The sequence below is a fragment of the Winogradskyella sp. genome, assembly GCF_013213835.1.
Taxonomy (GTDB): domain Bacteria; phylum Bacteroidota; class Bacteroidia; order Flavobacteriales; family Flavobacteriaceae; genus Winogradskyella.
Map to the genome: position 1 here is coordinate 127589 of NZ_JABSSU010000007.1, position 21832 is coordinate 149420.

Here is a 21832-nt window from a genome sequence, read left to right on the forward strand (position 1 = left end):
ATTTTCATGGGAAATGAATATGAGTGAAAAAGAAGTTTTAGACATATTAGGAAAAAAAGTTGGGCTTGGTGAAAGTGCAAAGGTAAGTTTTAACGTTGCCAAATTACATACTCAAAATACTATAGATGTCCCAGTAATTATTGAGCGTTCTAAAAAACCAGGTCCTACTGTATTAATTACAGCTGGTATTCATGGTGATGAAGTTAATGGTGTTGAAATTGTTCGTCAAATTATTGCTAAAGGTATTAATAAACCAAGCAAGGGAACTATTATATGTATCCCAGTAATTAATGTATTTGGGTTTATACATATGGACAGAGAATTCCCTGACGGTAGAGATCTCAATCGTGTTTTCCCTGGAAGTGCGAAAGGCTCTTTAGCCAGCCAAGTTGCTCATAAACTTATGACAGAAATTGTACCTCATGTAGATTTAATTCTAGATTTTCATACTGGTGGTGCAGACCGATTTAATGCAGCTCAAATACGGATCTCTAAAGACGATATTATTTTAGATGAGCTTGCTCAAGTATTTGGTGCACCAATCATTTATTATTCCAAAAATGTACATAAATCCTTTAGAAGTACATGTCACAAATTAGGAATTCCGATGCTGCTATTTGAAGGTGGAAAGTCTTTTCATATTGACAATACAGTTACTAATACTGGTGTAAATGGTACTAAACGCATTCTATCTCATTTAGAAATGCTCAATAAAAAATTTAAAGCCTCAGCACCAAAGAATAGCGGTATTAAAATTAACGACAGTAAATGGATTAGAGCTAAACATTCAGGAATGTTCAAAACCAGTGTTTCGGCCAATACAATCGTAAACAAAGGTGATGTCTTAGGCCATATTACTGATCCCTATGGTAGCTTTAATTATTTTGTAAAAGCACCAAACGATGGCTGTGTTTTTAATGTAAATGAATCACCCATCATCTATCAAGGTGATGCTATTTTTCATATTTCCACAAAACTAGAATCGTGACAAAACCAGAACTTAGAAAAAAATATAAAACGCTTCGAGAAGAATTATCAATAAACCAAATAGAAGATTTTAGTCTCGACATAGCAAATCAACTATTAAAGCTAGATATTTGGAATGAATCGTTCTATCATATTTTTTTGACTATTCAAGAACAAAAAGAGATTAATACCGAATACATTTTAAACATACTAGCCGGTAAGGATAAAAATATCGTCATTTCAAAAAGTAATTTTGAAGATTATAGCATGATTCATTATCTGCTGACAGATAATACGAGGATACAAAAGAATAGCTATAATATTCCTGAACCAGTAGATGGAATCACCATTGAATCAAAACAACTCGAAGTCGTATTTGTTCCGCTTTTAGCCTTTGATGAAAACGGAAACAGAATCGGTTATGGGAAAGGGTTTTATGACCGTTTTCTAAATGATTGCAAATGTGAAACCATTAAAATCGGATTATCTTTTTTTGAAGCCGAACAAAAATCTTTTGAAGCTGCCGATAATGATGTTAGATTGGATTATTGTGTGACTCCAAATCAGGTGTATTCTTTTCAGGATTAGTTTCTTTAAATGCCTTTTTATTAAACACCAATAAAATCCCGATACCTGTACTTATAGCAACATCGGCAACGTTAAAAACAGGATCAAAAAAGGAAAAAAAGCTTCCACCAACAAATGGTAACCATTCAGGCAACACTCCTTGCCAAATAGGAAAATGCAACATATCCACAACGTTACCATAAAACACGTTGGCATAACCACCATCTTCAGATAAAAATGAAGCAACTTGCATAGTACTATCACTAAATAAAATGCCGTAGAACACAGAATCTAATATATTACCTAAGGCACCAGCAAATATTATTGCAATTGCAAAAGCTAGTGTTTGAGATTTTTGTTTCTTAACAACATCAGCCAACCAAAAACCAATGCATGTTACTGCAACAATTCTAAAAAGCGTTAGAATCAGTTTAGCAGATTTGTCTGATATAAATGTAAAAAAGTCACTCAGCTTGGCACCCCAAGCCATACCATCATTTTCTACAAAAGCAATCTGAAACCAAGAAAAAACAACCACTGGTTTATCTATTAAAGAAAAATGTGTCTTTATGTAGATTTTACTCACTTGATCAATAAGTAAAATAAAAAAAATAAGGGTCAATACTTTTTTAGATGACATCTAAATTACTGGTATTACAAAAACATAAACTATAAAAATAGCCCTGAAATAAATATTCCAGGGCTCAATATATTTAAAATATTGTCTTAAGCTCAATAATTAAATACTGCTTTAACAGTAATTTATTACTTCTGCATGTTTTTGGCTTCAATACTTAAGGTTGCGTGAGGTACAAGTTTTAATCTTTCAGGATTTATTAATTTTCCTGTAACTCTACAAACACCATATGTTTTGTTCTCTATTCTAATGATGGCATTCTTTAAGTCGCGAATAAATTTTTCTTGACGAATAGCCAGTGCTGAGTTTGCTTCTTTACTCATAGTTGCACTACCTTCTTCAAAAGCCTTAAACGTTGGTGACGTATCATCAGTACCATTGTTATGGTCATTCATGTAAGCACTCTTTATTAATTCTAAATCATGCTCTGCGTGTTCAATTTTTTCCTGAATTAACACTCTAAATTCTTCTAATTCCTTATCAGAATATCTGTTTGTTGTTTCTGCTGACATATCTTCTAATGTTTTTGTATGAATAGCTTGGTATTTACTTCATCGAAAGCAATATCTATACCATTACTAACTTCATCTATTAATTCTAACTTATCTGTTAATGTTTCGGATTTAATATAATCCTTATTGGAAGCTATAGCTGCTGCAACGAGCGCATCATTTTGTAGTTGTACTTCAATTCGGTCTGTTACTTCATAACCAGATTCTTTTCGTAGGTTTTGAATACGATTTACGAGCTCACGAGCAATTCCCTCCTTACGTAAATCATCAGTTATAGTAACATCTAGTGCAACCGTTATGAGGCCTTCACTTGCAACTAACCATCCTTCTATATCTTGCGACGATATTTCTACATCGTCGATTCCTAAAGTAATATTTTTTCCGTTAATGTCAATAGCAATTTCGCCATTTTGTTCAATTTTTTGGATATCATCAGCTGAAAACTGATTAACTGCACCAGCAATAGCTTTCATGTCCTTACCAAACTTTGGCCCTAACACCTTAAAATTCGGCTTTATTTGCTTAATTAAAATGTCTGAAGCATCCTCTAACAACTCTATTTCCTTAACATTAACTTCATGCTTAATTAAATTAGAAACTGCTTCAATTTCTTCTTTTTGCTCAGCAGAATTAATTGGTATCATTATTTTCTGCAATGGCTGACGCACTTTAATCTTCTCTTTAGCTCTTAACGATAAAACTAACGACGCTATTGTTTGAGCACTTTCCATTTTTCGTTCTAAAGACTTATCTATAAAACTTTCATCATACTCAGGAAACTCAGCTAAATGGACACTTTCAAAAACTTCTTTACCAGTTACAGATGATAAATCTAAATACAATCTATCCGTGAAGAATGGCGCAATTGGGGCACCAAGCTTAGCTAAAGTCAACATACATGTGTATAGTGTTTGATATGCTGAAATTTTATCGGTTTGGTAATCACCTTTCCAGAAACGTCTTCTACTTAATCTTACATACCAGTTACTTAAGAAATCTTGTGTGAAGTTTGAAATTTCTCTTGCTGCCTTTGTTGGCTCATATTCTGCGTAATACGCATCAACTTTTTTGATAAGTGTATGTAATTCTGAAAGAATCCAACGGTCTAATTCTGGACGTTCTTCTAATGGAATTTTTGCTTCAGAATATTTAAATCCATCAAGATTTGTATATAAACTGAAGAATGAATAGGTGTTATACAATGTTCCAAAGAATTTACGTTTCACCTCTTCTACACCATCAATATCAAACTTTAAGTTATCCCAAGGATTGGCATTACTAATCATGTACCAACGTGTAGCGTCTGCACCGTGATTTGCTAAAGTTTCAAATGGGTCAACAGCATTGCCAAGACGTTTCGACATTTTTTGTCCGTTCTTATCTAGAACTAACCCGTTTGATACTACATTTTTATAAGCTACAGAATCGAATACCATAGCACCAATAGCGTGCAATGTATAGAACCAACCACGAGTTTGGTCAACACCTTCAGCAATGAAATCTGCTGGATAAGATTCGTTATTATCAATGAGTTCCTTATTCTCAAATGGGTAATGCCATTGTGCATAAGGCATAGAACCAGAATCGAACCATACATCAATTAAATCGCTTTCGCGCTTCATTGGTTGACCAGAATCTGAAACCAGAACAATCTTGTCAACCACATTTTTATGAAGGTCTATCTTATCATAGTTGGCTTCAGACATGTTACCAACTTCAAAATCTGCGAAGATATCGGCTTCCAAAACCCCAGCTTCAACAGCGCGTTGCATTTCGGCTTTTAATTCTTCAACAGAACCAATACATTTAGCTTCTTTACCATCTTCTGTTCTCCAAATTGGCAATGGAATTCCCCAAAAACGTGAACGTGACAAGTTCCAATCGTTGGCATTAGCTAACCAGTTTCCAAAACGACCTTCACCAGTTGATTTTGGTTTCCAGTTTATGGTTGTATTCAACTCATGCATACGTTCTTTGACATCAGTCACTTTGATGAACCAAGAATCTAATGGATAATATAAAATTGGTTTGTCAGTTCTCCAACAGTTTGGATAGCTGTGCTTGTATTTTTCTACCTTAAAGGCTTTGTTTTCTATCTTTAGTTTGATAGCGATTTCTACATCAACAGATTTCTCCGGTGCTTCGCCATCATCATAGTATTCATTCTTTACATACTTACCAGCAAACTCACCCATTTCTGGTCTAAATCTACCTTGAAGATCAACCAATGGTACTAAATTGTCATTATCATCTTTAACCAACATTGGTGGCACTTCTGGCGTGGCCTGTTTTGCTACCAAAGCATCATCTGCACCAAACGTTGGTGCTGTGTGTACAATACCTGTACCATCTTCAGTCGTTACAAAATCACCAGAAATAACTCTAAAGGCATTTTCTGGATTATCGTTTGGTAAAGCATAGTCTAACAATTGCTCATACTTTATACCAACTAAATCTGCACCTTTGAATTCCTTAACTACATAAAAAGGAATCTTTTTGTCTTCAGATTTATATTCTAATAATGCTGGTTTATCTTCAACTTCAAAATATTTTCCCGAGAATTGTTTTCCAATCAACGGCTTGGCCAATACCACATTCATTGGCTCAAATGTGTATTGGTTATATGTTTCAACTAACACATAATCAATCTTTGGCCCTACAGTTAGTGCTGTGTTACTAGGCAATGTCCAAGGTGTTGTCGTCCAAGCAAGGAAATAAACTGTGCCTTCATTTTTGAGAAACTCTGGTAATGTCTCTTCAATAGCTTTAAACTGAGCAACTACTGTTGTGTCAGTGACATCTTGATACGTACCTGGTTGATTTAACTCATGCGAACTTAAACCTGTACCTGCTTTTGGTGAATATGGCTGAATGGTATAGCCTTTATATAATAAATCTTTAGTGTAAATCTGCTTTAATAACCACCAAACAGATTCCATATATTTTGGTTTGTAGGTAATGTATGGGTCATCCATATCAACCCAATAACCCATTTTTTGAGTAAGGTCGTTCCAGATGTCTGTATAACGCATAACGGCTTTTTTACAAGCTTCGTTATACTCTTCTACAGTAATCTTCTTACCAATATCTTCTTTGGTGATTCCTAATTCTTTCTCGACACCAAGTTCTACTGGTAATCCATGTGTATCCCAACCAGCTTTACGCTTTACTTGAAATCCTTTCATGGTTTTATAACGTGGAAATATATCTTTAATAGCACGCGCTAAAACGTGGTGTACACCAGGCAAACCGTTTGCTGAAGGTGGGCCTTCAAAAAACACAAATGGCTCGTTACCTTCTCTAGTAGTTACACTTTTCTCAAAGATATTATGCTCTTGCCAATAGCTTAAAATTTCTTCTGATACTTTTGGCAAGTTAAGTCCTTTATACTCTGGGAACTTCTGACTCATATTTCACACTTTTTTCAAGTGTGCAAAAGTATGAAATTTGGCTGATTTATTGAGTTTGTTGAACGCAAATCAAGTCAAAAAACGAACTAAATCTTCAATTTTAGATATTTTTTGAATTCTAATTGCTGTATTTTTTAATGAAATGGTATTGTATTTAGAAATAAAGATAGCATTGTAGCCTAACTTTTCAGCTTCTACAATACGCTGTTCTACACGTTGTACTGGACGTATTTCACCACTAAGTCCAACCTCAGCAGCAAAGCAAAAATCCTTTTGTAAGGCTTCATCTTCGTTAGATGATAAAATGGCTGCAATAACGGCTAAATCAATTGCTGGGTCGTCAACTGTAATACCACCTGTAATATTTAAAAACACATCTTTTGCACCAAGTCTAAAGCCAGCTCTTTTTTCTAAAACAGCCAACAACATATTAAGTCGTTTTGCATTAAAACCTGTAGCGCTTCGCTGTGGTGTACCGTAAACCGCAGTACTTACCAATGCTTGTACTTCGATTAGCAATGGACGCATACCTTCTAAAGTCACGGCAATAGCATTACCTGAAAGTTCTTCGTCTTTCTTAGAAATTAAGACTTCACTTGGGTTACTGACTTCTCGCAACCCAGAACCTTGCATCTCGTAAATTCCAAGTTCATTGGTTGAACCAAATCTATTTTTGTTGGCTCTAAGGATTCTAAACACATGGTTACGGTCACCTTCAAACTGTAAAACTGTATCTACCATATGCTCTAAAATTTTTGGACCTGCTATGTGGCCATCTTTAGTAATATGACCAATAAGCACAACTGGAGTGCTGGTTTCTTTGGCAAACTTCATGAGTTCTGACGTGCATTCTTTAATTTGAGAAATACTACCAGCAGAAGACTCTATATAATCGCTATGTAATGTTTGAATGGAATCTATCACCACAATATCTGGCTCTAAAGTTTCAATTTGCTTGAAGATATTCTGAGTTTTAGTTTCAGTTAATATGTAGCAATTAGCGTTGTTCGGATTAACACGTTCTGCACGCATTTTTATTTGTTTCTGACTTTCTTCACCAGAAACATAAAGTGTTTTATATGGTAAATTTAAAGCGACTTGAAGCAAAAGTGTACTCTTACCAATTCCTGGTTCTCCGCCTAAAAGCGTTAATGAACCTGGAACAATTCCGCCACCTAAAACACGATTAAATTCTAAATCTGTAGTTTGAATTCGCGTTTCTTTGGTAGAATCTATCTCATTAATTAATAATGGTTTTGAAACACGTTTAGAAGACTTGCTTGTAGAAGCTTTCCAGCTGTTTTTATCCTCTTTTTGAACGACTTCTTCTACTATAGTATTCCATGATTTACAGGAATTACATTGTCCTTGCCATTTTGCATATTGAGCTCCACAATTCTGGCAAAAAAAGGTTGTTTTTACTTTCGTCATCTATGCTCTAATTATCGTCACCACCATTTTTTTCATTTTCCTCTTTTTTCTCTTCTTCCTTTTTTTTCTGCTCCTCTTCTTTTTTCTTCTTTGCCTTCGCTTCCTCTTCTTCTATTTTTTTGATTTCCTTTTCTAACTTCTTTAGTTCTTTATCTTCTTCTTTTTTCTGTTTGTCAAGCTCTTTTTGCTTGCGCTCTTCTTCTTTTTTAGCTTCCTTTTCAGCACGTTTTGCTTCTTTCTCAGCAAGCTCCTTTTCTTCTTCTTCGAAAATTAAATTTTCTAACACCTCAATCTTAGCAACTATAAAATCGTAATTGATATGACCTTCTTCATTTAATTCTAAAGCTTCTTCATAATGTTTAATTGCCTTTGATTTATTTTCAGTTTTTTCAGCATAAACACCAGAATAATAAGGTCCTAAAACGGAAGTGGGATCCTGCTTTTTTGCTAACGAAGCTAAACCTCTATATGATTCAATATCTTCGCGTTCTTCAGCAGCTTTAGCCATTTTTTCAAACTCTTCTAAAGGTATTGGCTTATCAATTCCAAACATATCGTCAATACTTTTATAACGCTCAATGAGGTATTGATCTAGAGTACCTTCATATGGTATTACTTTCTCTTTAATTTCCTTTTCATTTAGAGGTTTATACAGGTTGAAAATTTTGTCAAAAGCTCTAGAAATACCACTCGTCACTAAGGTATAATGTGTTTCATCTTCAAAATCATCAAAATAGTAGGTAAATTTTTCATTTCCTATGGATTTAAGTGCCGTATTGGTTGCTAACACAGATTCTCTAATAGGGACAATATCCTTATCACTTGTTGCCATGTAATAGATGTAATCCTTCTCTATCCACGAGAATCGTTTTGATATACTTTCAGTAATGTTTCCTAGAAAATCTGGGCTCAAATTGACATAGGCTTGAAAAATTGGGTTCTCTCTCATTAAAAATGCATTAGAAAAACCTGCCATTGCGTTATGACCAACCACAACTCTAAAATCACTTGTATTGTACAATCCATCAATGTATGGTATAAGCTCTGATTCCACAAAGTTGTAAAAATCTAGTCCAGATTCCTCTGGCAATCCTGTAACTTCATTCACATAAGAATCGTAATAACGATCTCCGCCTTGCATAACACCAACAACTATAGAACCTGGCATATCATCAAAATAAGTCTGAAACTCTACTTGACCAACTACAGGTTCAAACAAATAATCTCCATCAAAAACAATGATAAGTGGATGCTTTACCTGAGAATCTTCGTCATAATTTTTGGGTAGTTTTATTTTTAGCTGTCTCGCTGTATTAGTCTTGTAAGACTTTAATTCTTTGTACAACACTTGAGCGTTAATTGCAGTAATACAAACGAAAAACATGACAAATGGAAGTATAACTTTTTTCATGATCCTTAGTTTTTAAGCTCTCGCTCTATTTGATACATTTTCTCTAGCATTAAATCCTTATCTATATATTGAGAAGGTGTTAATGACAGACCAGATTTATAACTTATTAATGCCTTTTTAAGACTGCCATAAGTTTCGTGATACATACCAATGTAATAAGCCCCAAGCATAGAACCTGGAAACTCTTTCTTTACATAAAGCGCTAGTTTTTCCATAGCTTCAGCATCATCTTTACTTTTACAGGCCGCTGAAATGGCTCTTAAATCGTTTTCTACAACCTTCTTTTCAAATCCATAGAAATACTCAATGTCTTGGTATTTCTTGATTAGATAATCAAAAGGTGATCCTTCGTAAGTGAGGATTTTTTCTTTGTACTCCTTTGTGTCAATAGGCTGATAAAGTGAAAATATTTCTTTTAAGGCTCTAGAAACTCCTCTCCCAACTAACGATAAGTGATTAGCATCTTTAAAGTCATCGAACCTATAGTGAAGCTTTGTGTTATCAATAGATTTAAACCCATTGTTACATTCTAAAACTGATGTTCTATTATCACTTTCATCCTCATCGCCTGTTGCGATGTAATAAAAAGTTTCGTCTTCTAATTTAGATAAGCGCTCTTTTAATTTTGTTCGCATTTCAACTTCTAAATTCGGACTTAATGCTATATAAGCTCTGAATAACGGAATGTCTTTTAGCAAATAATTATTAATGAAAGTGGCGCTTAAACCATGACCTGCAATCATTCTGAAACTTGAGGATTTATAGTTCTCTTCTATATAAGGAAGTAATTCAATATCTATAAACTCATAAAAGTTTGAATTGTCCTCTCTTAATAACAAATCATCTTCTCTTGTTTCACTTTGACTTACACCAACGATGATACAATCTGGTATATTTTCCCAATAGGACTGATAATCAACATTACCAGCAACAGGCTCAAATAAATAATCGCCATCCAGAACTACAAGAACAGGATATGTTCGCTCTGATTTGGAATCATAATTCCTTGGAAGTTGAATTTTAAGTTCACGTTTTTCCTCTAACTTATAGGATTCTATGCTATCCCTTTTAACCTGAGCATTCATAAATCCCACCAGCATAAAACATGCAAATAGGGCACATAAATTCTTCATTGATATAAAGACTTAAAGTTGTAAGAGCAAGTTAAAAAAATAATTCTGTCTAAGGCTCTATTTTCTATTATAGATTGGCAAGTAAAGTAAGGACAACCCACCCAAGACAATAATCATTAGTGTTTGAGAACCCCAGAGTACCCATCCAAAAGTAAAAGTTGGGTCTTTAGCAACACCAAAAATAGAAAATGCCGCATAAACAGCTGCAGGATACGCACCAGTTCCGCCATTTGTAGCTGCGACACTAAAACTTGCAGAGATAAATCCAATTAATACTGCTGCAAAAGGAATTCCATGAAGGCTTTCGAACGCGAATGTTGTGGTATAAAACATGAGTACATACATACCCCAAATAAAAAGTGTATGCCCTATAAAGGCCCATTTCTTTTTCATTTTAAATATACTAAGTGCACCTTCAATCAACCCACTTATGAAGACTCTTATTTTATTTACAAGAAAATAATTGCTTTTTCTAAAGATTAGGAATAATAACCCAAATAAAAGTATTCCAGCCCCAAGAATCACGAATATATTAGCACTCAATTTATCGGAAAAGAACTGAACTATAAATTCGAATTGTAAAATTAGTGTAATACCAATAATACCCAACATCACTATCATATCTGCAATACGTTCAGAAACTATGGTACCAAATCCTTTTTCAAAAGGTACATCTTCATAATTTGTTAGAATTGTTGCTCTTGCAACTTCACCAGATCTCGGTATTCCATAATTAATCAGGTAGGTTGCAAAAACAGCCATAATACTATTTCCAAACTTCACATTATAACCCATTGGCTCCAGCATAAATAACCAACGGTAAGCTCTAGATAAGTGACTAAGATTTAAGCAAACAACACTAACAAGTATCCACCAATAATTGGCTTGCTTTGCCTCTTCAATAATCTGACTTAGAGGCACTTTACTCAACGAATACCACACCAAACCAATGCTTATGAGTATAGGTATGGCAATGGTTAGTATTTTTTTTAAGCTTGGCTTCAAAAAACTAGTTTAGAAGATTATTTTCTTCGTTAGGAAAGACCAAAGATGGCTTAAAGGTTTTTGCTTCCTCAATATCCATGAAGCCATAAGTGATGAGAATCAAAATATCACCTACAGCCACTTTACGTGCTGCAGCACCGTTTAACGTAATTTCACCGCTATTACGTGGACCAGGAATACAGTAGGTTTCTAGACGTTCACCATTGTTATTATTAACAATCTGAACTTTTTCTCCTTGAATAATATTGGCAGCATCCATTAAATCTTCATCGATAGTTATACTACCTATGTAATTTAGGTCAGCACCAGTGCATTTGACACGGTGAATCTTTGATTTTACGACTTGAATTTGCATTAGGCAAAGATAATTAATTTAAAGCGATATTATCTATAAGTCTTATATCGCCAGCATACACAGCAATAAAAGCTCTATATGTTTTATTTTTTGATTTTCTTTTAACTGGTTTTAAGGTTTTTGTGTCAGCAATTGTAAAATATTCGAGCTCTAAAAGCGGTTGTTTTTTAAATTGCTTTTCAACCCATTCCGTTACCTTAGTAGCACTTTTTATGCCAAACTGCTCTTTGGCAAACAATAGAGTTTTATATATAAAAGGCGCAGCTTCTCTGTCCTTTTTTGTTAATCGTGTGTTTCGAGAACTCATAGCCAAACCATCCTCGGCTCTATGAATAGCACATCCAATAATGTTTACTGGGATCTTGTAGATTTCAACAAGTTTTCTGATTATTTGAAGCTGTTGAAAGTCTTTCTCACCAAAGTATGCTTTTTCAGGCTTCACAATTTCGAATAAGCGTTTCACTATTGTACCAACTCCATCGAAGTGACCATCTCTAAATGCTCCTTCCATTTCATGCTCTAAGCCATCGAAGACAAAAAATTGAGATTTAATATCCTCACCGTAAATATCTTGAACTGTTGGAGCATACACTATTATAGAATTACTTACTGTACCTAGAAGTTTAACGTCATCTTCTAAAGTCCTTGGATATTTAACTAAATCTTCTTCATTGTCAAACTGTGTAGGATTAACAAACACGCTTACCACAATAATGTCATTTTGACTCAAACCTTTTTCAACAAGTGACAGATGCCCGTCATGTAGTGCTCCCATTGTTGGCACAAACCCAATAGATACATTCTCTTTTTTCAGCGTATCTAAACAGGTCGACAAATCTGTTTTATTATGAATTAATCTTAAGCTCAAAACTCAAATAAATGAGTGCAAACATAAGATTTTACTAGCAATCTGCATAAATTTTCGTAATTTTGCATGTTTTTAAAATTAATTAACTAAAGCTGTAGATTTATGAAAGACAAACGAATATTGTATGTGTCCTCGGAAGTTGTACCTTATTTACCAGAAACAGAGATTTCTTCAATGTCATTTGAAGCTCCAAGAATGGTGAACAAACAAGGAGGTCAAATACGAATATTTATGCCTCGCTTTGGTAATATTAATGAGAGAAGACATCAACTTCACGAAGTTATTAGACTTTCAGGTATAAACCTTGTTATCAACGACTTAGATATGCCGTTAATTATTAAAGTTGCTTCGATACCTAAAGAAAGAATACAAGTATACTTTATTGATAACGAAGAATATTTTAAAAGAAAAGCTACGCTTACAGATGAAGACGGTAACCTTTTTTCGGATAATGACGAACGCGCAATATTCTTTGCTAAAGGTGTTATTGAAACTGTAAAGAAACTAAATTGGGCTCCAGATATTATACATATTAATGGTTGGTTAGCTTCTCTTTTACCACTTTACTTAAAAGAGTTTTATAAAACTGAACCTCTATTTGCAGAAAGCAAGATTGTGACGTCTATTTACAATCAGAATTTTGAAGGTGAACTCAATAATGAAATGATAAATAAGGTTAAGTTTGATGGTCTTGAAGATGGAGCCGTTGAGTTATTAAAAACTCCTAACTACAGTAACTTAATGAAAATTGCCATTGATAATTCAGATGCTATCATTAAAGGTTCTGCAGAGTTACCAGAGGATATTGACACTTATATTGATAGACTAGAAAAACCGGTTTTAGATTACCATACAATTGAAGAGTTTGCTGATCCATATACAGAGTTTTACAAAAACAGTGTGCTAGACGATTAATCGCTTAATCACTTAACAGGATAGAACCTGTTAAGTATCTTATTTTGAATTGTTTTCAGAAAATTGTGTGTCATGTAGATTATATTTGACCTTTCACAGATTTTTTCTTGTATTGATGATTTATAGATTAAATTCGTTCATGAACAATATTTACATTCGATAATTTGTTCACTAAATTTAAAAATATACCAAATAAATAAATTAACCTATGTGTGGAATTGTTGGATATATAGGGCGAAGAGACGCCTACCCAATTATAATTAAAGGACTTCAGCGATTAGAATATCGTGGCTATGATAGTGCCGGAATTGCATTATATGATGGAAACGATATTAAACTATCAAAAACCAAAGGAAAAGTTTCTGATTTAAAGGAACGTTTAGAAAATGAAATCACTACCGACGGAACTCTAGGAATTGGCCACACACGATGGGCTACTCATGGTGTCCCAAATGATGTTAATTCACATCCTCATTATTCCAATTCTGGTGATTTAGTAATTATACATAATGGAATCATTGAGAACTATGACTCATTAAGAAAAGAACTTATCAATCGTGGTTACACGTTTAAATCAGATACTGATACCGAAGTCCTTGTAAATCTTATCGAGGACGTAAAGAAAAATGAAAATGTTAAACTAGGAAAAGCTGTTCAAATCGCTTTAAACCAAGTGATTGGTGCTTATGCAATTGCTGTATTTGATAAAAATAAACCAAATGAAATTGTTGTTGCTAGATTAGGAAGTCCTCTTGCTATTGGTGTTGGTGACGATGAATTCTTCATTGCAAGTGATGCTTCACCTTTTATTGAATTTACTAAAAATGCTATATATCTTGAGGATGAAGAAATGGCAATAGTGCGCAGAGGAAAAACTGTGAAGGTTAGAAAAATAAAAAATGATGACCTTGTTGATCCATATATCCAAGAATTACAATTAAACTTAGAACAGATTGAAAAAGGTGGTTATGACCACTTTATGCTTAAGGAAATATACGAGCAACCAGAAGCTATTCAAGATACTTTTAGAGGTCGATTATTGAGTAATGAAGCTATGGTTAAACTAGCCGGTGTTGAAGACAATATGAAAAAGTTTTTGGCCGCAGACCGAATAATAGTTGTTGCTTGTGGAACATCTTGGCATGCTGGTTTAGTTTCTGAATATATATTTGAAGATCTCGCTCGCATTCCTGTAGAAGTTGAATACGCATCTGAGTTTAGATATAGAAATCCAGTAATTACAGAAAGAGATATAATCATCGCAATTTCTCAATCAGGAGAAACGGCAGACACTTTAGCAGCAATAAAACTAGCTAAATCTAGAGGTGCATTTGTATTTGGTGTTTGTAACGTAGTTGGTTCATCTATTGCTAGAGAAGCAGATGCAGGTGCATACACTCATGCTGGACCTGAGATTGGAGTGGCTTCTACCAAGGCTTTTACAACACAAATTACTGTACTTACTCTAATGGCATTACGCCTAGCTAGAGCTAAGGGAACTATTTCGAGTTCAGAATTTAGACATCACTTAATTGAATTAGAAACAATTCCAAATAAAGTTGAAGTTGCACTGAAATCCGACGCTTACGTTGAAACAATAGCTGATATCTATAAAGATGCAACTAACTTCTTATATCTAGGTAGAGGATATAATTTCCCTGTAGCCTTGGAAGGAGCTCTAAAATTAAAGGAGATATCTTACATTCACGCTGAAGGATACCCAGCTGCTGAGATGAAACATGGCCCAATTGCTTTAATAGATGAACAAATGCCAGTTGTTGTAATTGCTACAAAAAAAGGACACTACGAAAAAGTAGTGAGTAATATCCAAGAGATTAAATCTAGAAAAGGAAAAATTATTGGAATTGTAACAGAAGGAGATGTTAGTGTTAAAGAATTAGCGGATCATGTTATAGAAGTTCCTGAGACAATAGAATGTCTCACACCTTTATTAACAACAATACCTTTGCAACTTTTATCTTATCACATAGCTGTTATGTTAGATAAGAATGTTGATCAACCAAGAAATCTAGCAAAATCTGTAACTGTAGAATAATTACAGAAGCGTTTCTTGTTAAAAAACCAATTATAAGCGCCTATAAATTGCATTATTGACAATTTTTAGGCGCTGTTTTTTAAAAAAACTCTTATGCATGCATAATTTTCTGAGAATTTGTTACCAACTTATCAGTATAATTATTTAAATTGGCATTTTGTAATAATAACTAATTCTCTAACATGAAGACAATCTTAAAGATTTTTGCGTTGTTTTTTTGCGTGGTTTCTTATTCTCAGACCACTGTAAAAGGAAAAATTACTGATGATAGTGGACTACCTTTACCTGGTGCCAATATTGTGGTAGTTGGAACAACCACTGGTACCGTTTCGGATTTTGACGGTAACTATACAATTACGGCAAATCAAGATCCACCATTCTCAATTCGTATTAGCTATACAGGTTTTGAAGCTCAAACAATAGAAATTACAACAAATAACCAAACCGTCGATGTAATTTTAAAAGAAGGTAATTCTTTAGATGAAGTTGTAATATCAGCGTCTCGTACTCCAGAAAGAATCTTTGAATCACCAGTTACGGTAGAACGCTTCGGTTTAAAAGAAATTAAGAACACTGCTTCATCCGATTTCTATGACGGATTAGAAAATCTTAAAGGAGTTGACGTTAACACCAATAGTTTAACTTTTAAATCTGTCAACACAAGAGGTTTCGCATCATTCGCTAACACAAGATTTATGCAGTTAGTTGATGGTATGGATAATTCAACACCAGCCCTAAACTTCCCTATAGGTAATTTGGTTGGTATGACTGAGACAGATGTTTTAAGTGTAGAATTATTACCTGGAGCTGCGTCTGCTCTTTATGGTGCGAATGCGTTTAACGGTATTTTATTCATGAGAAGTAAAAATCCATTTGATCACTCTGGTATAAGTGCATACGTGAAAGGTGGTGTAACATCTCAAGAAGCGGCTGGAAATAATGAATACACAGACATAGGCGTGAGATTAGCTCATAAATTCAGTGATAAATTCGCTGCTAAGATCAACTTTGGCTATCTTAAGGGTACAGATTGGTATGCTACTAATGCAAATGACCGATTTAATAGAGGCTTGACAAGAGAAGACACAAATTATGATGGTATAAACACTTATGGTGATGAGGTATTTACCAACATAAATAATGTTGCCCAAACCCTTGAAGCCCTTGGATTAGCACCTGCAGGCTCGTCAGCATTAGTGCCATCTGTAGATGTGAGTAGAACCGGTTATGAAGAAAGAGATCTTACCAATTACAACGCTGAAAGTGTGAAAGCGGATTGGGGACTTTATTTCAGACCATGGGCAAATGATTTTGAAATCCAATATGTTGGTAAAGTAGGTACAGGTAATACGATTTATCAAGGTGCTAACCGTTATAATATTAAGAACTTTTTCCAACAGCAACATAAATTAGAAGTAAGAAATGATAATTTCTTTGTAAGAGGTTATGTAGTTGCAGATAAGGCTGGTGATTCATACGATATGGTATTTACTGGTATAAATATGAATAGAGCTTGGAAAGATGATCTTACGTGGTTTGGTGAGTACGTAGCAAGTTACATTGGTGCTACTCTAGGAGGAGCTGATGATGCTAATGCACATATTGCAGCAAGGCAAGCCGCAGATACTGGCAGGTTCTTGCCAGGTAGTCAACAATTTCAAAACGCATTTGATAGAATTATTCAAGACCCTGACTTTGCAACGGGATCTAGATTTCAAGATGAGTCTAGATACTATCATGTAGATTACAACTACAACTTTGGTGACTTAGTAGATTTTGCAGAAATACAAGTAGGTGGTTCTTACAGAAGATACAGATTAAATTCATCAGGAACCATCTATACGGATGTAGATGGACCGATTAATTATTCAGAGGTTGGAATTTATACGCAGTTACAAAGAACTTTAGAGTTAAATGAAAATGTTGAACTAAAATTAACAGGTTCTTTAAGATACGATAAATCTGAATTATTTGATGGTTTCTTTTCACCAAGACTATCTGCTGGATTTACGATTAACGAAGACCACAATATTAGAGCATCTTTTCAAACAGGATTTAGAAACCCAACAACTCAAGACTTATATATTGGTTTAGATGTTGGTAGAGCTATACTTGTTGGTGGTGCTTCAGACAACCCTGCTAGAGATATTAGAAATTATGACGTTAGTGCTGCAGGTGCTGCTATTTTAGGTTCTTCAAACATCGCGTTCGATGGTACTGCTGCATACAATAACTCGTTCTTAGCAAGTTCTGTAACTGGTGGAGGTGCATTGGAAGTAGGAAATTCTAGTTTAGTAACACCAGAACAAGTAAGTTCTATAGAAGTAGGTTACCGTGGTAAATTAGATAAAGTAATAATAGATGCTTCTGTCTACTATAACAGATATCAAGACTTCTTGGCTAATGAAACTGTAATTGCTCCATTCTATGGTGAAGTTGATCCAGATGGAAACGGACAAGTTGATTTAACTAACCCTGATACTCAATTAGCTGCACAAGCTCTTGCTAATGGTGATTTTCAAGCATATCAAACTTACACGAATTCTGACGAAGAAGTGAATTCTTATGGTGCTGCTATAGGTGTGTCAACTAAAATATTCGATGGTTTTGATTTAAATGCAAACTATACTTACGCAAAATTAGATTTTGATGTTGCTGCTAACCCAGATTTTAGAACAAACTTTAATACACCAGAACATAAAGTTAAAGTGTCTTTTGGTAAAACTGAACTTTTTGAAAATATTGGATTTAATGTTGCTTGGAGATGGAGTGATAATTACTTCTGGGAAGCATCATTTGGTGACGGTGATATACCGGCATTTAATGTCCTAGATGCTCAAGTAAATTTTAGAGTACCAAGTATAAAATCCACATTTAAAGTTGGTGCAACAAACTTACTTCAAGATGAATACTTCACTGCATTTGGTACAGGTTTCATAGGATCTCAATATTATCTGTCTTGGACGATAAATAACTTATAATAACTGAAAAAGAAAACATTAGAGTCATGAAAAAAATTAAATATATACTATTATCATTTCTCACCTTAAGTATTGTTGCTTGTGAGAATGAATTGGTAGAAGACCTAAGAGAAGTTAGAAGTAACACTACTGAAGTTGTATTGCCTGAATTAAATACCGGTTCAGCAGACTTTTCTAACTATGTTTCAATTGGCCCTTCATTTACTGCTGGTTTTACCGATAATGGCCTATTTATAGCAGCACAAGAAAATTCGTTCCCAAACATATTAGCATCTCAGTTTGCAAATGGCAATGGTGGCTCATTTACACAGCCTCTTATGAATGATAATTTTGGTGGTTTGGCCCTTGGAGGTCAAAGATTAACTGATCCAAGACTTGTCTTTGGAGGTGCAGGACCAGTTCCACTTGAGTCTGTTATTGGACCAGTAACGGTATCAACTGATCTCGCTTTAAATAATCCTGCAGGCCCATTCAATAATTATGGAGTCCCTGGTGCTAAAAGTTTTCATTTTCTAGCCCCAGGATATGGTAATATTGGGAATTTAGCACTTGGTCTTGCTAACCCCTATGCTGTTAGAATGACAGGAGCAACTCCAGATGCTACAATCTTAGAATTAGCAGCTGCTCAAAACCCAAGCTTTTTTACGGCTGATTTAATAGGTGGGAATGATGTTTTGGGCTATGCAACTTCTGGGGGTGATGCTAATTTAGATCAAATAACGGATCCTAATACTTTTGCTGGTGCGTTTAATGCTATTATTACAACACTAACAGCTAATGGTGCTAAAGGTGCTGTAACTAATATTCCTTATGTAACAAGTTTACCATATTTTACAACCGTTCCTCATAATCCTATTCCATTAGATGCAGCAACGGCGGCGTTCTTAAATAGTGCTGGAGCCTATGGAGCTTACAATGCTGGTGTTGCGCAGGCATTAGCAGGATTAGTTGCTTTTGGTCAAATCACTCAAGAAATAGCGGATGCTGAATTAGCAAAAAGAACAATAACCTTTTCAGCTGGTGAGGGAAACCCAGTAGTAATATTCGATGAAAGCTTAATTGATTTAACAGGTTTAAATCCAGCTCTAGTAAGTATGAGGCAGGCTACAGCTAATGATTTGGTAGTTTTACCAGCTTCAACAGTTATTGGTACTGAAGCTGTTCCAGGCGATCCAAATAGTGTTAATGGTGTTGCAGTACCTCTAGCAGATCGCTGGGTACTAACTCCAGAGGAACAAGAAGAAATTGCTACTGCTGTTGATATGTATAATGCTACTATAGCATCAGTGGCTAGTAGTAATGGATTAGCTTTTGTAGATGTTAACGCTATATTAACTGAAGCTTCTTCGTCAGGTATTCAATTTGATGCTTATAACTTAAATACTGATTTGGTTTTTGGTGGACTAGTGAGCTTAGATGGAATTCATTTAACTGCAAGAGGTTATGCCTTAATGGCAAATAGTTTCTTAGCAGCTATTGATGCCACATATGGGTCTAATTTTGTTGAGTCTGGTAACGTCGCTAAAGCAGGTGATTTTCCAACAAATTACTCACCTGCTCTACAATAAAAATATCACGATATTAAAATTAAAGGCGTGCTTTAAAAAAGCATGCCTTTTTTTATTTAAAAAAGCAACGATATTTTAAATAAAACTCTATCTTTGCAGCGCAAAAATCAAGCTGATTTTTCATATTAAAATATTGCAAAACAAAAACATATAAGTAATGTCAAAAGTTACAGGTAAAGTTGCACAAATTGTAGGTCCAGTTATCGATGTTGAATTCGCTTCTGGAGCAGAACTTCCAAAGATTTATGATTCGTTAGAAATTAACAGACCTGATGGTTCAACCTTAGTACTAGAAGTACAATCTCACATTGGTGAAGATACAGTACGTACTATTGCGATGGACTCTTCTGATGGTTTAAGTAGAGGAACTGAAGTTGTCGCTACAGGTGCTCCTATCCAAATGCCAATTGGTGAAGATGTTTATGGACGTTTATTTAACGTTATTGGTGACGCTATCGATGGTCTTGGAGATTTACCGAAAGCTGGAGACGAAGGTTTACCAATTCACAGACAAGCACCAAAGTTTGAAGATTTATCTACTTCTACAGAAGTGCTATTTACAGGTATTAAAGTAATTGACCTTATTGAGCCTTATGCAAAAGGTGGTAAGATTGGATTATTTGGTGGTGCTGGTGTAGGTAAAACAGTACTTATTCAGGAGTTAATTAACAACATCGCAAAAGGACATGGTGGTTTATCTGTGTTTGCTGGTGTAGGTGAAAGAACTCGTGAAGGAAACGATTTATTACGTGAGATGTTAGAGTCTGGTATTATTAAATACGGTGATGACTTTATGCACTCAATGGAAGAAGGCGGTTGGGATCTTCAAAAAGTAGATAAAGCTGCTATGAAAGATTCTAAAGCAACTTTCGTGTTCGGGCAGATGAACGAACCTCCTGGAGCACGTGCTCGTGTAGCATTATCTGGTTTAACTATTGCTGAATATTTCCGTGATGGTGCTGGTGATGGACAAGGAAAAGATGTATTATTCTTCGTAGATAACATCTTCCGTTTTACACAAGCTGGTTCTGAGGTATCTGCACTTTTAGGTCGTATGCCATCTGCGGTAGGTTACCAACCAACATTAGCAACTGAAATGGGTGCGATGCAAGAGCGTATTACTTCTACTAAGAAAGGTTCTATTACATCTGTACAAGCGGTATATGTACCTGCGGATGATTTAACGGATCCTGCTCCTGCAACAACCTTTGCCCACTTAGACGCAACAACAGTATTATCTCGTAAGATTGCTGAGCTAGGTATCTATCCTGCGGTAGATCCATTAGATTCTACATCTCGTATCTTAACACCAGAAATCTTAGGTGATGATCATTACGATTGTGCTCAAAGAGTAAAAGAGTTATTACAACGTTATAAAGAATTACAAGATATTATTGCTATCCTTGGTATGGAGGAATTATCTGAAGAAGATAAAATGGCTGTAGGACGTGCGCGTCGTGTACAACGTTTCTTATCTCAACCATTCCACGTAGCAGAGCAGTTTACAGGTATCCCAGGTGTATTAGTAGATATCAAAGAAACTATTAAAGGTTTTAATATGATTATGGATGGTGAATTAGATCACTTACCAGAAGCAGCATTTAACCTTAAAGGTTCTATCGAAGAAGCTATCGAAGCTGGAGAGAAAATGTTAGCTGAAGCGTAAACAGCTTAAAGCGTAAAGCTTAAAGCATAAAGCATAAAAACATGTACTTAGAAATTGTATCACCAGAAGCAACACTATTTAGCGGAGAAGTAGATTCTATTGCTGTACCTGGAGTAAATGGTGAGTTTGAAATGTTAAACAATCACGCACCTATCGTTTCAATTTTAAAAGAAGGAAACGTTAAGATTAAAGGTAACATTCAACTTGAAGAAGAGGTTGAAGATAAGTTTACCAAATCTGATAATGGTGTATGGTTAGCCATTAATTCTGGTACAATAGAAATGAAAGACAACAAACTTATTGTATTAGCAGATTAATACAATAGCAGTTTTATTTTAATAGACAATTAAC

The 21832-nt window shown here is 34.8% G+C and carries 17 protein-coding genes; 8 read left to right on the forward strand and 9 right to left on the reverse strand.

Annotated elements, in window-relative coordinates:
• Positions 1 to 19 precede the first annotated feature (19 nt).
• Complete coding sequence (locus HRU50_RS12100; RefSeq protein WP_296351349.1) at positions 20 to 988, forward strand: succinylglutamate desuccinylase/aspartoacylase family protein; 969 nt, start codon at positions 20 to 22, stop codon at positions 986 to 988.
• The gene (locus HRU50_RS12105) at positions 985 to 1554 is read left to right on the forward strand and encodes a 5-formyltetrahydrofolate cyclo-ligase (protein WP_296351350.1); all 570 of its coding nucleotides are present in this window, start codon (positions 985 to 987) and stop codon (positions 1552 to 1554) included. The genes HRU50_RS12100 and HRU50_RS12105 overlap by 4 nt, the downstream gene beginning before the upstream one ends.
• On the opposite strand, the gene HRU50_RS12110 is transcribed toward HRU50_RS12105, so the two are convergent.
• The 9 genes from HRU50_RS12110 to panC form a co-directional block, all read right to left on the reverse strand.
• Positions 1502 to 2173 carry a lipoprotein signal peptidase gene (locus tag HRU50_RS12110; protein WP_296351351.1) on the reverse strand — a complete coding sequence of 224 codons (672 nt, stop codon included), beginning with the start codon at positions 2171 to 2173 and terminating at the stop codon, positions 1502 to 1504. The genes HRU50_RS12105 and HRU50_RS12110 overlap by 53 nt on opposite strands.
• A gap of 125 nt (positions 2174 to 2298) precedes the next feature.
• Complete coding sequence (locus tag HRU50_RS12115) at positions 2299 to 2682, reverse strand: TraR/DksA C4-type zinc finger protein (RefSeq protein ID WP_296351352.1); 384 nt, start codon at positions 2680 to 2682, stop codon at positions 2299 to 2301.
• A gap of 5 nt (positions 2683 to 2687) precedes the next feature.
• A complete protein-coding gene (gene ileS / locus HRU50_RS12120; protein WP_296351353.1) occupies positions 2688 to 6092 on the reverse strand; it encodes an isoleucine--tRNA ligase in 3405 nt (1134 codons plus the stop codon).
• A 69-nt stretch (positions 6093 to 6161) separates the two neighbouring features.
• Positions 6162 to 7523 (reverse strand): DNA repair protein RadA, encoded by a 1362-nt coding sequence (gene radA / locus HRU50_RS12125; RefSeq protein ID WP_296351354.1) that lies wholly within the window; start codon positions 7521 to 7523, stop codon positions 6162 to 6164.
• A 7-nt stretch (positions 7524 to 7530) separates the two neighbouring features.
• Positions 7531 to 8934, reverse strand: coding sequence for an alpha/beta hydrolase-fold protein (locus tag HRU50_RS12130; RefSeq protein WP_296351355.1), 1404 nt, complete (start codon positions 8932 to 8934; stop codon positions 7531 to 7533).
• A 5-nt stretch (positions 8935 to 8939) separates the two neighbouring features.
• A complete protein-coding gene (locus tag HRU50_RS12135; RefSeq protein ID WP_296351356.1) occupies positions 8940 to 10067 on the reverse strand; it encodes an alpha/beta hydrolase-fold protein in 1128 nt (375 codons plus the stop codon).
• 57 nt (positions 10068 to 10124) lie between these two features.
• Entirely contained in the window at positions 10125 to 11072 is a 948-nt protein-coding gene (locus tag HRU50_RS12140; RefSeq protein ID WP_296351357.1) for a lysylphosphatidylglycerol synthase transmembrane domain-containing protein, read from the reverse strand.
• A gap of 4 nt (positions 11073 to 11076) precedes the next feature.
• Positions 11077 to 11427, reverse strand: a complete 351-nt coding sequence (panD, locus tag HRU50_RS12145) for an aspartate 1-decarboxylase (RefSeq protein WP_296351358.1) — start codon at positions 11425 to 11427, stop codon at positions 11077 to 11079.
• 13 nt (positions 11428 to 11440) lie between these two features.
• A complete protein-coding gene (gene panC, locus HRU50_RS12150) occupies positions 11441 to 12295 on the reverse strand; it encodes a pantoate--beta-alanine ligase (protein WP_296351359.1) in 855 nt (284 codons plus the stop codon).
• A gap of 102 nt (positions 12296 to 12397) precedes the next feature.
• Here panC and HRU50_RS12155 point away from each other — a divergent pair, with 102 nt between their 5' ends.
• From HRU50_RS12155 to HRU50_RS12180, 6 genes are all read left to right on the forward strand, one after another.
• Entirely contained in the window at positions 12398 to 13210 is an 813-nt protein-coding gene (locus HRU50_RS12155; RefSeq protein ID WP_296351360.1) for a glycogen/starch synthase, read from the forward strand.
• 208 nt (positions 13211 to 13418) lie between these two features.
• Complete coding sequence (glmS, locus tag HRU50_RS12160; protein ID WP_296351361.1) at positions 13419 to 15266, forward strand: glutamine--fructose-6-phosphate transaminase (isomerizing); 1848 nt, start codon at positions 13419 to 13421, stop codon at positions 15264 to 15266.
• Positions 15267 to 15448: 182 nt separating this feature from the next.
• Positions 15449 to 18247: a TonB-dependent receptor gene (locus HRU50_RS12165; protein WP_296351362.1), complete on the forward strand. Its 2799-nt coding sequence runs from the start codon at positions 15449 to 15451 to the stop codon at positions 18245 to 18247.
• Positions 18248 to 18273: 26 nt separating this feature from the next.
• Positions 18274 to 19815, forward strand: coding sequence for a G-D-S-L family lipolytic protein (locus HRU50_RS12170; RefSeq protein ID WP_296351363.1), 1542 nt, complete (start codon positions 18274 to 18276; stop codon positions 19813 to 19815).
• A 157-nt stretch (positions 19816 to 19972) separates the two neighbouring features.
• Entirely contained in the window at positions 19973 to 21481 is a 1509-nt protein-coding gene (gene atpD, locus HRU50_RS12175) for a F0F1 ATP synthase subunit beta (protein WP_296351364.1), read from the forward strand.
• A 41-nt stretch (positions 21482 to 21522) separates the two neighbouring features.
• Positions 21523 to 21798 (forward strand): hypothetical protein, encoded by a 276-nt coding sequence (locus tag HRU50_RS12180; protein ID WP_296351365.1) that lies wholly within the window; start codon positions 21523 to 21525, stop codon positions 21796 to 21798.
• Positions 21799 to 21832 lie beyond the last annotated feature (34 nt).